This window comes from Pseudomonas sp. D1HM (assembly GCF_019266105.1).
Lineage (GTDB): Bacteria > Pseudomonadota > Gammaproteobacteria > Pseudomonadales > Pseudomonadaceae > Aquipseudomonas > Aquipseudomonas taetrolens.
Genome location: NZ_LRMN01000005.1, coordinates 1 through 14,210, shown reverse-complemented (window position 1 = coordinate 14,210; position 14,210 = coordinate 1). Strand labels below are relative to the sequence as shown.

Genomic DNA, 14,210 nt, shown 5'->3' with positions numbered 1-14,210 from the left:
TCAGGCGTCATCCTCATGTTCCAGTTCGAACAGGGCCAACGTGCGGCCATTGACGTAATAGCTGCTGTTGAAAGACAGGGTTTTGGTGCCTTTCGCCTGCGCATCGAAGGTGTCGAGGATGCGTCTCCAGCCCGTGCCTTGTGGCACCTCGGGCAAGGTGAAGTCGACCCCGTCATGATGCGCGTTGACCACGATCAGCAACGTGGCGTCGGCCCCGGCACGCTGAACCCCGGACACCTGCGCCCGGCCATCGAGCAACATGCCAAGGCTGCGGCCTTGTGCGTCTTCCCACTGTTCGATGGTCATTTCCGAGCCATCGGCGGCCAGCCAGGTGACATCCTTGACTCCCAGTGCCTCGTTGTAATGCCCGACCAAAAAGCGTCCGCGGCGCAGAATGGGGTAGTTCATGCGCAGTTTGATCAGGCGCTTGACGAACATCAGCAGCGACTTGCCGTCCTGATCCAGGTCCCAGTTGACCCAGCCGATCTCGCTGTCCTGGCAATAGGCGTTGTTGTTGCCATGTTGGGTCCTGGCAAATTCATCGCCGGCGACGATCATCGGGGTGCCCTGGGCCAGCAGCAGGGTGGCAAAGAAGTTACGCATCTGCCGCAGGCGCAGGTTGTTGATCTCGGGATCGTCAGTGGGGCCTTCGACACCATGGTTCCAGGACAGGTTGTTGTTGCTGCCGTCCTGATTGTCTTCATCGTTGGCTTCATTGTGCTTGTCGTTGTAGGACACCAGATCGTGCAGGGTGAAACCGTCATGGGCGGTGATGAAGTTGACCGAAGCGTACGGCCGTCGGCCGCGTTGATTGAACAGTTCGCCTGACGCGGTCATGCGTCCGGCAAAGTCGGCCAACTGGCCGTCATCACCTTTCCAGAAGGCGCGCACGGTATCCCGGAAGCGGTCGTTCCATTCCGCCCAGCCCGGCGGGAACCCCCCGACCTGATAGCCGCCGGGGCCGCAGTCCCAGGGTTCGGCAATCATTTTGACCTGACGCAACAACGGATCCTGGCGGCAAGCCACCAGGAAACTGTGGCGCTCGTTAAAACCGTCGTGATAACGCCCCAGAATGGTCGCCAGATCAAAGCGGAAACCATCGACATGCATCTCATGCGCCCAGTAGCGCAGTGAATCGGTGACCATTTGCAGTACGCACGGGTGGCTCAGGTCCAGGGTATTGCCGGTGCCGGAGTCATTGATGTAATAGCGTTTGTCCTCGGGCATCAGGCGGTAGTAGGACGCGTTGTCGATACCGCGCATGGACAGGGTCGGGCCTTGTTCGTTGCCCTCGGCAGTGTGGTTGTAGACCACGTCCAGAATCACCTCCAGCCCGGCCTCGTGCAGGTGTGCCACCATCTCCTTGAATTCGGCAATCTTGTCACTGGCCAGGTAGCGCGGGTCGGGGGCAAAGAAGGCGATGCTGTTGTAACCCCAATAATTGGTCATGCCTTTTTGCAGCAGGTGCTGGTCATTGACGAACGCATGCACCGGCAGCAATTCGACGCTGGTCACGCCGAGCGTGCGGATATGTTCGATGACCTCATCCACCATCAAGCCGGCAAAAGTGCCACGCACTGCATCCGGTACGGCCGGATGACGCATGCTGATGCCGCGGACATGGGTTTCGTAAAAGATCGTACGTTCCCACGGCACGACCAGCCGGTGGTCGTGCCCCCAGGTGTGGGCCGGATCAATCACTTTGCACTTGGGGACAAAAGGGGCACTGTCGCGCTCATCGAAGCTCAAGTCGGCATCCGGATGGCCAATGGTGTAGCCGAAGAGCGCTTCCGACCATTTCAACTCTCCCACCAGCTGTTTGGCATAAGGATCGATCAGCAATTTGTGGTGGTTGAAGCGGTGACCGTTTTGCGGATCGTAAGGCCCGTAGACGCGATAACCGTAAATCAGCCCCGGATGAGCATCCGGCAGATAGCCGTGAAAGGTCTCGTCGGTGTACTCGGGAAGCGCGATGCGCTCAAGTTCAACCTCGCCTGTAGCATCGAACAGACACAGTTCAACTTTGGTGGCATTGGCAGAAAACAACGCGAAGTTAACACCGAGTCCATCCCAGGTCGCGCCTAACGGAAAGGGCAAGCCCTCTCGCAGCCGTGAGGGTTCAACGTCCGGTGTCTTGGGTGGCGATGACTTGCGCTGGGTCATGATGGCTCCTGTCGAGTAAGGCCAGTCAGGCGAGCGAAAAGAGTCTCTGCAGGAGCCGCGTGCTCCTGCAGGTTGAGCGTTCAGGCGTCACAGTCAAATGACCGCCACCTTCCAGTGGCCATCAACGGATCTGGATAAACCCTGCTGCCAGGATCAGGGCGTGGCGGGTTTACGCGGTGCCCGTGGTTTTTTTACTGCGGGTTGTTTCGCGGCAGGTTTGGCTGTCACGACTGGCGACGGCTTGGCGGGCGCCTTGCGCTGTTTGGTCGCGGAAGGCACCTGCGCCTCGGCCTGAGCCAGCTTATGGGCCATTTCCCAGTGCCGGGCTTCCTGGCCGACCGGTCGCCCTTCGGATTCCCAGATTTGATAAGCAAATTCGCGAATGCGCTTGTCGTCATTGTTCATCACTCAGCTCCTGAACTCAGATAGATATGAAAAGGCTGACCGGCAACGTATCGAAAGCGTCGCAGACCCTCAGCGCCTTCTTTTTAATGACTGTGGTGTTTCCCAAAAGTCCCTTTAATGTGTCACCCGATCCGGCAAACGGTAATTCAATGATCGTATCCATCCATATGGATGGATAGTCTTCGCTAAATGCATGATTTTGAGTGTTATTTGCAGTGAGCCGGGGCACCGCGATCACCGCGTATTGATCGCCGGACTGCCGGGCAAATGCCAGCACCTGATCTGCATGCGGGCCGGTCACTTTCAAGGGCAGATAACGGCCGCGACTGAACAGCTCGGGGTACTCGGCCCGGCATTTCAATGTGCGGGCAATCAAGGCCTGCTTGATCGCACCGCTGCGCCATTCGGCGAGCAGCTGCGGGCCTGACCGCGGGCTGTCGAACATTGCCTGGCGCAGGTCAAAATCCACTGCACGGCGGTTGTCCGGGTCCACCAGGCTCAAGTCCCAGAGTTCGCTGCCCTGATAGAAGTCAGGCACACCGGGGGTGGTCATTTTCAGCAGGCACTGGCTGAGTCCGTTCAAGGCCCCCGCGCTGGCAATCGATTCACAGGCCTTGTGCACTGCCGTGCGCAGTACCAGGCCGTCAGGGTGCAGGAGCAGGCGCTGGAGGAACGTCTCGACGGCGTGCTCATAGGGTTCGTTCGGCGCCGCCCATGACGTCTCAAGCTTGGCTTCGCGCAAGGCTTTGAGCTGCCACAGCCAGAGCCGTTCGTAGTAGCGCTGCAAGCCTTCGGCGTCATCGGGACGCAGTGCCAGTGGCCAGGTGCCGAGCAGGGTCTGATAGAGGATCAGCTCATCGCCCGGTGTCGGCCCGCTGGCATCTGTGCGCAGCGGGACCGCCAGGGCGCGCCACGCCCGGACACAGTGTGCATACCAGATGCTGCGTTCGCTGAGCACGGCCAGTCGTGCGCGGCAGTCTTCGCCGCGCTTGTGGTCATGGGTGGCGGTCGCAAGCAGGTTGTCCGGGAAGTGTTCGAGGCGGTGCTGGCAGGCCTGGTGGAAGGCTTCGGGCGGCGCACTGAAGCGCTCGGTGCTGAAACCCACGTCGTTGCGTGAGAGCAGTACGCCGTGGCGATAGAACGCGGTGTCTTCCACCGCTTTGGCCGCCGTGGGCGAGGTCAGTTGCTGAAAGCGCACGCAGGCATGCCTGAGGCGTTTACGGGAGCGGCCCGGGCGCCGACTGCGCCAGCGTTCTGTGCCAAGCCAGCGCTCCAGGTAATCAAGCACGGGCCAATCGGATTCATTCAGGTCGTTGCGCGCGCCTTGCAGTGCTTGCTGAAAGACGGCGTCGTCGGCCGGCCTGCGCCCGGCGGCGCTGATGTAGGTGCGGTACACCGGAAAATGCATGACCAGTGCCTTCAATGCCCGGCGGATGGCGCCCAGGGTCAGGTCACGGCTCATCAGGTCGTCGCGGGCAACATCCAGCAGGGCGCGGGCGACCCGCTCCGTGTCACCTGCCAGAGCACCGTTGAGAATCTGTTCGCGGGCAAGCAGGGCCTCGGCTGCGAATTCACCGATCCGGTGGCTGTGCGCGGCCCACAGGTCGGTCAGGGGGGGCGCGCCCTGCGGGTCGTGTTGCAGCAGCGAAACCTGGTCCATGAACTCGTAACCGGTGGTGCCGTCTACCCACCAGTCGCCGGGCAGGTGTTCGTCCAGGCCCAGAATCTTTTCGACATATAGGGGAAAATGACGGCCCGGTACGAGGCGCTCGACCCGGCGTCGTAATTTGCGGCAATAGCCCCTGGGGTCTGCCAGCCCGTCGATGTGATCGATGCGCAAACCGTCAACCAGCCCCTCGGCGATCAGCTGGAAAATCTTGCCGTGGGTGGCCTCAAATACCGTTGGGCGCTCCACGCGTAACCCGGCCAGCTCGTTGACATCAAAAAAGCGTCGCCAATTGATGTCATCGGCGGCCGTGCGCCAACTGGCCAGCCGGTACGACTGACGCTCCAGCAGTTGGTGCAGGCGCTCAAAGCCCGCAGCACCCCGGGCATCGTATTGCAGCAATTGCTGTTCAATGGCTTGCCGGCACGAAGGGGCCTGCGTCAGGTGCGCCAGTTCGGCCTGCAACGCTTGCCCATGGTGCCTGGGATCGTGAGAGCCCTGTAAACCCTCGAAGCGCGCCGCCAGTGCGTGGAGTGCGGGCTGACCGGAACCGCTCAACAACTCGCCGTAATCCCGTGGGCAAATCGGGAAGTGATGGCTGCCGTGCTCGGCGTGAAAATCCCCGGTATCGGGGTTGTAGCGCAAGCGGACACTGCCGTCCTGCAAGGTGGCTGCGTAATCGCTGGCGAGAAAGGGCAGCAGCAGTTGCCCTTCCAGCAAGGGGTCGGAGGAGTGCCACTTGATATCAAAGAATTCGGCGTACGGGCTGGAGCGGCCCCAGGCCAGCAGGTCTTGCCACCACGGATTATCCGCACCCCCGACCGCCATATGATTGGACACGATATCGAGGATCAGGCCCATGCCGTGTGCCCTCAGCTCGGCCACCAGCCGCCGCAGGGCCGGTTCGCCCCCCAGCGCCGGGCTGACCCGGGTCGGGTCGACCACATCGTAGCCATGCAGGGAGCCCTCCCGGGCGGTGAGCAAGGGCGAGGCGTAGACGTGGCTGATGCCCAGGCGCGCGAAATACGGCACCTGCCGGCAAGCATCATCGAGGGTGAACCCCGGGTGAAATTGCAGGCGCATCGTGGCGCGCAATGCCGTGCAGGTCCGGGGCGTCATTGGTCACGCTCTTGCGCCTGCAGTCGGGCACAGGCCAGTAACTCCAGGCGCCGGGCCACCGCCGGGTTATCGAGCACGGTTTCACAGTCGCCGGGCAAACGCCGTTGCCAGTTGGGATGGAGGCTGACCGTCCCGGGCAGGTTGGCCTGTTCTTCGAGGCCCAGGGCGTCTTCGATGGGCAGCAATACCAGCGGTGCCCGGGTATGGCCGAGAAAACGCACGCTGGCATCAAGGACCTGATCGCTGCCTGAGGATTCCTCCTGAAAGTTTTGCGGGTCCTGACTGAGGGCATCGTGCAAGCCTGCACGTTCATGTTGGCGGTTCTCGCGCCAGTGTGCCTCGGTGGCCGGATCCAGCAGGCCCAGACGTACACTCCAGTCAATGTCGCGTTCTAGCCACCAGCCATTGAGGGTCGGTAGATCATGGGTGCTGGTGGTGGCCAGGGCGTTGTCCGGCCAGTCGAGAATGGGGCGGAAACGGGCGCCGTAGTCCTGTTCGAACAACAGCACCCGCATGCCCAGGATTGAGCGCTCCACAAGTTTGTCACGCAGGCCTTCGGGAACCGTGCCCAGGTCTTCGCCCAGCACCACGGCCCGGTGCCGCACCGATTCCAGCGCCAACAGACGCAGCAGGTCCTCGACCGGGTAATACAGATAGGCACCTTCATGGGGGGGCGCGCCCAGGGGGATGACCCACAGGCGTTGCAGTCCCATCACATGGTCGATTCGCAACCCCCCCGCATGGGCAAAGTTGGCCCGCAGCATTTCGATGAAGGCGCGGAATCCATTGCGCTTCAGACCGTCAGGGGAAAACGCCGATATACCCCAGCCTTGCCCGGTACGGTTCAGCAGATCGGGCGGAGCGCCGACGGTCAGGTGCGCCAGCAGTTCGTCCTGGCGGCACCATGCCTGGCTGCCGCTGCCATCGGCGCCCACGGCGAGGTCAGCAATCAGGCCGATGGCCATACCGCTGTCGCGGGCGGCTTTTTGCGCCTGTGACAGACCGCGCGCAATCAGCCACTGACAAAACGCGTAATAGCCGATGTCGTGACTGTGTTCGTCAGCGAACACCATGAGCGCCGGGCTATTGGGGTCGCGCCATTGCTCGGGCCACTGGCGCCAGTCGATGGCCTGGTGCTCGGCCACATTGCGCGCCTGCAACGCTTCAAAGCGGCAATGGTTTTCGAGGGCTTCGCCGCCAATGTCGCGAAACACATTGAACTCGCTCAGTGTCGGCGGTTCATCGAGCAGGAAGTTTTCATACAACTGGCGCAGCAAGGATTGCTTGGCCACCGTTGCGGCGGGCCAGTCAATCAACGGCAGTTGTTCAAGCCTCTGCAGTTCCTCCCGCAGCCCGGTCTGATCAATCGCCCGCTCTACGGCGTCTTCGCCCAGTACGCTGGCGGGTGCGGCATACAGGCTGTTCAAAAACAGGCGGCTGGAGGGGGAATACGGGCTGTACCGATGAGGGTCGCAACTGAACATGGCATGCAGCGGACTGATCGCCAGTGCATCCGCCCCACGTTCTCCGGCGGCTACGGCGAAGGCTTCAAGGGCTTGAGTGTCGCCAAAGCCTCCGTCTCCCGGGCGTTGCAGGCCATAGGCTTGCACGCTCAAGCCCCAGGCACGGGGTGTGCTGGTTTGCACGGCATCGGCCATGCTGAAGCAGCGTTGCGGGGCAACCGCCAGGGTGAAGTGCTGATCGTCTATTTGCGCCCGGTGATAACCGACCGGAACCATTCCCGGCAGGTAGGCGTCGGCGTCCAGCTCAATAGTGAGTGTGCCGCCGGTTTCAAGGTGAATGACGCACTGGCTATGGGGAAAAAAATAACGGGTCAGGTCCAGACCTCTACCTGCATCTGCGGTCAGCAGCGGTGGCAGGCGTTTGTTTTGTTGTTCCAGTTGCAAATTCAGCAGGCTGGTCTCAATCGCTTCCGCGGTGTCGGCCTGCAGGCCCAGGCCGGCCAGCACCGCCACCAGAACGTGCGGGGCAACATGATGTGGCTGGCCATTGGCATCGACCCAATCCACGGCCAGGCCTGCGCGGCTGGCGAGAATTTCAAGTTGGGCTGTGCTCATGGGCGCTCTCCAGTGAGGGGGAAATGGTCAGGCTGACTAAAACGCTATAAGGCGCTAACAGGTGGGTGGATTGCAGGTGTTCGAGTCGTGCGCCGGGGCTCTGGAACAGCACGCGGGCATTGGCCGGCGGGTCAAGCGGGGCCGGCTGCGCAGACAGGTTCAAGGCGATGTTCAGCACATGGTCATCGGCCATGCGCCAGCGTGCCCATACCGCGCCTTCGGCCAGGATCTGCGTTCCCAGTGCCTGTACTGCGCCGAGGCGGGGAATGATGTGCCGGTGACGGATCTGCAGCAGTTGCTCGTACAACGCTTGCATGTCGCGGTGCGGCCCTGGCTGCGGCGGTTCGAGACAGGGCCGTGAAGCCGCGAAGGTGGCCCGCTCGTTTGGATCGGGAATCACCGGACTGTCCGGGCCGGAGAAGGCGCTGAACTCGGCAAACTCTTGACGTCGGCCCTCGCTCACGGCCTGGGCCAGTTCGCCGGTGTAGTCGGTGAAAAACAAAAAGGGCTCCGGCGCAGCCATTTCGTCGCCCATGAACAGCAGCGGGATCATCGGCGACAACAGCAGCAGGGCGGTTGCAGCCCGCAAGGCCTGGGGCGGGCACAGTCGATGCAGCCGCTCCCCCAGCGCGCGGTTACCGATCTGGTCATGGTTTTGCAAAAACAATACGAAGGCAGTCGGCGGCAGATGAGCGCTTGGCTCGCCCCGAGCACGGCCGTGCCGGTCGTTGTGCCCCTGAAACACAAAGCCCTGGCTCAGGCAGCGTGCCAGCTTTTCGGTGCTGTTTTCTGCAAATTCGGCGTAATAGGCGTCAGTTTCTCCGGTCAGCAGGTGCTGCAACACGTTATGCCCATCATCATTCCACTGCGCGTCGTAATCCTTGCCCAGCAAAAACGCCTGGTTGAACTCGTTTTCCAGGGTCAGCCATACGTGGCGGGCGGGATCGACCTGGTGACGAACCTGATGGGCCAGTTCCTGCAGGAAGTCGGGATGATTGATCGCATGCACCGCATCCAGGCGCAGCCCGTCCACCCGGTAGTCCCGCAGCCACATCAGCGCGTTATCAATGAAAAAATCCCGTACTTGGCGGCGTTCGTAATGGATGCCCGAGCCCCACGGTGTGTGGGTGTCCTTGTGAAAGAAAGGGCTGGCATAACGCGGCAGATAATTGCCTTCAGGGCCGAAGTGGTTGTACACCACGTCGACCATGACCATCAGCCCGAGGCCATGGGCGTCGTCGATCAGTTGCTTGAGTTCCCGGGGCGAACCGTAGGTGTCATGCGGCGCATAGAGCAGGGCGCCGTCGTAGCCCCAGTTACGCTCGCCGCTGAACTGCGCCAGCGGCATCAGTTCAATGGCGGTCACTCCCAGTTGCGCCAGACGCGGCAGCTGCCGCGCCACGCCGGCATACCCGCCGAGCACGCCCACATGCAATTCGTAGATAACCGCTTCATGCCACGGGCGGCCGGTCCAGCGAGGGTGCTGCCAGGTGTAATCCTGCGGGTCGACCACCACGCTGTAGCCAGCTATCCCGCCGTCCTGAGCACGTGATGCCGGATCGGGCACTTCAACGGCGCCATCGATGCTGTAGCGATACCGCGTACCTGCGCCGCAGGGGGCCTCCAGTAAGAACCAGCCATCGGGCTGAGGCTGCATCGCCAGCGAGTGACCTGCTTCGAACGCGACGCTGACGGCCTGTGCATCGGGCGCCCACAGGGTAAATCGTGTGTGTCGGGGACCCAGCAAGTGAGCACCGTGGGGCCATGTTTCCAATGTCCGTAAAGGCATCGATATAGGCCTCTAGTCAGGGTTTTGCGGCTCTGCTCCGTGAGTTCACGACCAGTTGTTCATAGAGTTCCGCGTAGGGTTTCACCGCCTTGCACCAGTGAAACGGTGCAGACATGGCGCGGCAACGCATTGCGTTGAACAGCCCCGGAAATGCGTACACCTTGAACGCTCGGCTCAGGGCTTCCTTGTAACTGTCTACGGTGGATTCATCGAAGAGAAAACCGGTGACTCCGTTTTCGATGGTGTCAGCCAGGCCACCGGTGTTGCGTGCCACGGGCAGCGAGCCGAAACGTTGTGCATACATTTGGCTCAAGCCACAGGGTTCGTAGCGTGAAGGCATCAACAAAAAGTCGCTGCCAGCGAATATGCGCCGGGCATCGGTTTCGTTAAAACCGATGCGCACGCTGATCTGCCCGGGGAAGCGCAATGCCAGCTCGCGCATGGCCTGTTCTTCCTCAGGTTCGCCACGACCGATGATCACGATCTGCCCGCCCGAGGCGACGATGTAGTCCGCCACGGCTTCGGTCAGGTCAAGGCCTTTTTGGTACACCAGGCGGGAAACCACGGCGAACAAGGGACCTGCGCATGGTTTGAGGTCAAACAGGGTGCGCACATAGTCGGCATTCAAGGCCTTGCCCTGCCAGTCACCGATATTGAACGGCGCGATCAAATGCGGATCGGTCGAGGCTTCCCAGCTGTCATCGATGCCGTTGGGAATACCGCTGAGCAGACCTTGCTGGGTTTTACTGGCCAAAAAGCCGTCCAGCCCGCAACCGAACGTTGGCGTGGTGATCTCGGCGGCATAGGTTGCGCTGACCGTGGTGATATGGCTGGCGTAGGCCATCCCGGCCTTGAGGAACGACAGTTTGCCGTAGAACTCCATGCCTTCCTGTTGCAGTGCATGGGGCGGAATGCCCAGCTCCGGGCAGCAGGCCAGACTCACAACGCCCTGGTAGGCCAGGTTATGGATGGTGAACAGGGTCGGCGTGCGCTGACCGCGCCAATGCATGTATGCCGGAGCCAGCCCGGCCGGCCAGTCATGGGCGTGTACCAGATCGGGTTGCCAGTGAATCTGTGCCAGGTTGGCTGCGATATCGGCGGCGGCCAGCCCAAGGCGGGCGAAGCGGATGTGATTGTCCGGCCAGTCGCGGCCATTATTCGCGCCATAAGGCGTACCTTCCCGCTCATACAGTTCGGGGCAGATCAGTACATAGACCACCAGCCCGTCCGGCAGATCCATGCGCCCGATCTTGCAGGCCGGCAGGGCCGCATGGCCGCCCAGTTCGCCGATGACATGAATCGGGTTATCGCTGTTCATCACTTGCGAATAACCGGGAATCAACACCCGGACATCATGTAAATGGCGCATGGCACGCGGCAAGGCCGCCGAAACATCCCCCAAACCGCCGGTCTTGATCAGGTCGGCCAGCTCGGACGTGACAAACAGCACCTTCTTTTTATGCGGGCTGGCACTGCGGCCGGGGAGCGCTGCTTTGTTCGAGGGGGCCATGCCCGAAACAGTAATTGCGTCATTGACCAACGAGTCAAGACCTTCAGGGGGGGTAGGCGCAGCAGCACTGATCATGGTTCTCTCCATTGTATTTATTGATCTGCCCCAGGCACGAAGCCGGGTGTGTACTCACTTCCTGTGGGTTAATGCACAACACTGCCTGTTTCGGTAAAGCGACCCATGGCGATACGACCCCAAAGGCAAAAAAAGCTGTGCAAGGACTGCACCAAAAAGCCTTGTCCTGTTCTTTAACCGACAAATCGCAGTTGTTGAAGGTTCCAATTTTAATGGCTGAAATACATGCCGGAATTAGTGTAGGAGAGATGGCAATGCAGGCGAGGGCTCAAACACGGCCTTCTGCCCAACGGTGACGGGCCTGTGTCGGGTTTTTCGTACGCAGGGCAGGTGTGGCGGGGCCTGCGTCAGAATTGAGGTGCCGGGTCGTCAGATGAACTGCAGCGTGCGCCGGTTGTGTGCCCGATAACCCGGCCCAGGCGCATTGCGCGCCTGGGTTAAGGGGTATGCGGTGTAATTGCACCAATAAGGTGCCTGATCTTAGTTGCCAGGGTATTCGGCAAGCACTTCGTCCCGTCCGTCGTTGTGCAAACCGATGACCTGGAACGCGTCTTTGCGATCACCCATCTCCATCCCCGGCGACCCTGTTGGCATGCCCGGTACGGCTATGCCCTTGAGGTCATCACGGCGGGTGAGGGCAACCACCTGATCGGCGGGGACGTGACCTTCAACGAATTTGCCATTGATCACACCGGTGTGGCACGACGCCAGGCGCGGGGCGACACCGAGGCGCTGTTTGACGCTGCTCATGTCGGCTTCAACATGGTCATTGACCTTGAAACCATTGGCTTGCAGGTGAGAAATCCAGCTTTTGCAACAGCCGCAATTGGCGTCGCGGTGTACGTCAATGGTCAGTTGTTCAGCAGCTTGAGCCATCGAGGTCAGCAGCAGGGCCGAGAGAGCGACAAGGCGCATTGGGGTTTTCATCGAGTTCCTCTGGAGGTCGCAGGCGCGGGTGCGCCATTTTGAGATAACGTCAGCCTGCCCGACGCCCACTGTCAGGCGGCTGATAACAAGATGACAGTTTTGTCAGGTTGACCGGGATTCACCGAAAACAAGGGTTATTTCAGCTGCAGGCTGGCACGGATGCCCTGGACTTCGGGCTCGGTGGCGCTATAGCCCTGTGCCGGTCCAGCGTAGGACAAGGCATAGGCTTTGCCTTCCCGGGTCGCGGCCACCAGTGTCTGAGTGATGACATGGTTGCCGTTCTGGGTAATTTTGCAGCGGGTTTCCAGCGCTTCCAGCCCCCCCAGGGTGCTTTTGTGAATTTTATTGCAGGCGCTTTGATAACCGGCTTTTGCGAAGTTTTGCTGCAGGGTCTTGCGCATTTGCAGCAAGACCGCCTCCATATTCACCTGGTGCTCCGGCGTCAGCGTGGTCGAGGTCAGCTCCATGACCATCAAGGGGTCGCCATTGGCATCGTTTTTCACGGCCCGTTGCCGCTGGCCGCTGTTATCGGGAGCCGGCGGGACGTCTTGCACTTCCCAGTCACCGGGCCAGGTGATGAGCGGGGCGTCGGCCCACGCAGAGGGCAGGACGAGGGCCAGGAGCAGTCCGGTCAATGCAGTGCAGCGGTACGAAAAAGTCATGGGCGACAGGCCTTGTGCGCGGTTTTTAGGCTTTAAAAGTGTATCAGTAGGTGTCCAGGTCTTGCTTTGGGCAGAGAGATCATTTGCACCATTCCTCAGCTAAACCTTTGCTTCTTATGTCTAATCCCGGACAATCGCGCCCCTCTTATGGCCGGGGCGTGGTCAGTAAGGTGTTTTTTGTCCGCCCCGGCTGCGTGGTAACGACCGGCTAGCGGAGATTCGACCGGATGAATGACCAGGCTAATAGCGTCGACGAACGCTTCGACGAAACACCTGCGACCCTCAGTCGCTGGAACCGTCATGACACCACCTGGATGCTGGGCCTGTTTGGCACGGCTATCGGCGCAGGTACCTTGTTCTTGCCGATTAACGCAGGGCTTGGCGGCTTTTGGCCGCTATTGATTCTGGCGTTGCTGGCATTCCCGATGACCTTTTATGCGCATCGAGGCCTGACCCGTTTCGTCCTGTCCGGGCGTGAAGGCTCAGACATCACGGATGTCGTAGAAGAACATTTCGGTCTTAAGGCCGGTGCTGTCATCACGCTGCTGTACTTCCTGGCCATTTTCCCGATCCTGCTGATCTACAGTGTGGCACTGACCAATACCGTTGGCAGCTTTATGCTCAACCAGCTGTCGATCACGCCGCCGCCACGGGCAATCCTGTCGCTGCTGTTGATCCTCGGCCTGCTGATTGTGGTGCGCTGCGGCGAACAGGTGATCGTCAAGGCCATGAGCATGATGGTCTATCCCTTTATCGTGGCATTGCTGTTCCTGGCGGTATTTTTGATCCCGCACTGGAACGGCGGCATCCTCAGCACCGCAAGCAGCATGCCTGAACCTTCGGCCTTGTTGCACACCTTGTGGCTGGCCATCCCGGTGATGGTGTTCTCGTTTAACCACTCGCCGATCATCTCGGCCTTCGCGGTGGATCAAAAGCGTCGCTACGGCGTCAACGCTGAAGAGCGCAGTTCGCAGATCCTGTCCCGAGCGCACGTGCTGATGGTGGTGATGGTGCTGTTCTTCGTGTTCAGTTGCGTGCTGACCCTGACGCCCGCGCAATTGGCAGAAGCCAAGGCGCAGAACCTGTCGATCCTGTCCTACCTGGCCAACCACTTCAGCAACCCGACCATCGCCTTTGCGGCGCCGTTGATTGCATTCGTGGCCATTGCCAAGTCGTTCCTGGGTCACTACATCGGTGCCAGCGAAGGGCTTAAAGGTTTGATCCTCAAAACCGGTAAGCGTCCGGCAGCCAAGTCCCTGGACCGCATCACCGCCGCCTTCATGCTGGTGGTGTGCTGGGCAGTGGCAACCCTCAACCCAAGCATTCTGGGCATGATCGAAACCCTGGGTGGCCCGGTGATTGCCGCCATTCTGTTTTTGATGCCGATGTACGCGATTCGTCGCGTGCCGGCCATGCGCCAGTACTCGGGCCATATCTCCAACGTGTTTGTCACACTGGTGGGCCTGGTAGCTATTTCGTCACTGGTTTACTCGTTGGCCCACTCGCTGATGCGCTGAAGCCGGTCGTAATCCTGTAGCCGCTGCCAAAGGCTGCGAGGGGGGCACAGCGCCCCCCGTTTTCCGTAACCCGCCGTAAATCCCCGACGCGGTCTCGCTGCGCTCGGCTGCTGCTACGGATTCAGGGTGATTCTGAAATATTGACGGGCCTTGGGCCCAGCCTGTAGCAGCGGTCGAGTAGAACGAGGCCGCGTCCGGCGGCGCAGCCGTCGTAAAACCTCTGAAGGTCTTCGCAGCCTGCGGCAGCGGCTACAGGGACCGTTCGTAGCAGCGGCCCCTGTTTTCCGTAACCCGCCGTA

9 protein-coding genes are annotated in these 14,210 nt (G+C 60.8%); 1 reads left to right on the top strand and 8 read right to left on the bottom strand.

From position 1 onward, the window contains the following. The 8 genes from glgX to AWM69_RS07135 form a co-directional block, all read right to left on the bottom strand. Entirely contained in the window at nucleotides 1-2,163 is a 2,163-nt protein-coding gene (gene glgX, locus AWM69_RS07170; protein WP_218726098.1) for a glycogen debranching protein GlgX, read from the bottom strand. Nucleotides 2,164-2,316: 153 nt separating this feature from the next. Then, nucleotides 2,317-2,568 (bottom strand): DUF2934 domain-containing protein, encoded by a 252-nt coding sequence (locus AWM69_RS07165; RefSeq protein WP_131652969.1) that lies wholly within the window; start codon nucleotides 2,566-2,568, stop codon nucleotides 2,317-2,319. A 16-nt stretch (nucleotides 2,569-2,584) separates the two neighbouring features. After that, on the bottom strand, nucleotides 2,585-5,353 hold the full coding sequence (locus AWM69_RS07160) for a malto-oligosyltrehalose synthase (RefSeq protein ID WP_218726097.1): 2,769 nt from the start codon (nucleotides 5,351-5,353) through the stop codon (nucleotides 2,585-2,587). After that, nucleotides 5,350-7,431 carry a 4-alpha-glucanotransferase gene (gene malQ / locus AWM69_RS07155; RefSeq protein WP_218726096.1) on the bottom strand — a complete coding sequence of 694 codons (2,082 nt, stop codon included), beginning with the start codon at nucleotides 7,429-7,431 and terminating at the stop codon, nucleotides 5,350-5,352. The genes AWM69_RS07160 and malQ overlap by 4 nt, the downstream gene beginning before the upstream one ends. Further along, nucleotides 7,412-9,220: a malto-oligosyltrehalose trehalohydrolase gene (treZ, locus tag AWM69_RS07150; protein WP_218726095.1), complete on the bottom strand. Its 1,809-nt coding sequence runs from the start codon at nucleotides 9,218-9,220 to the stop codon at nucleotides 7,412-7,414. The genes malQ and treZ overlap by 20 nt, the downstream gene beginning before the upstream one ends. A 16-nt stretch (nucleotides 9,221-9,236) precedes the next feature. Next, on the bottom strand, nucleotides 9,237-10,805 hold the full coding sequence (gene glgA, locus AWM69_RS07145; RefSeq protein WP_131652965.1) for a glycogen synthase GlgA: 1,569 nt from the start codon (nucleotides 10,803-10,805) through the stop codon (nucleotides 9,237-9,239). A gap of 480 nt (nucleotides 10,806-11,285) precedes the next feature. Next, a complete protein-coding gene (locus tag AWM69_RS07140) occupies nucleotides 11,286-11,732 on the bottom strand; it encodes a DUF411 domain-containing protein (protein WP_131652964.1) in 447 nt (148 codons plus the stop codon). Nucleotides 11,733-11,866: 134 nt separating this feature from the next. Then, complete coding sequence (locus AWM69_RS07135) at nucleotides 11,867-12,394, bottom strand: DUF4946 domain-containing protein (RefSeq protein WP_131652963.1); 528 nt, start codon at nucleotides 12,392-12,394, stop codon at nucleotides 11,867-11,869. A 227-nt stretch (nucleotides 12,395-12,621) separates the two neighbouring features. Here AWM69_RS07135 and AWM69_RS07130 point away from each other — a divergent pair, with 227 nt between their 5' ends. Next, the gene (locus AWM69_RS07130) at nucleotides 12,622-13,911 is read left to right on the top strand and encodes a serine/threonine transporter (RefSeq protein ID WP_218726094.1); all 1,290 of its coding nucleotides are present in this window, start codon (nucleotides 12,622-12,624) and stop codon (nucleotides 13,909-13,911) included. Nucleotides 13,912-14,210: the final 299 nt, after the last annotated feature.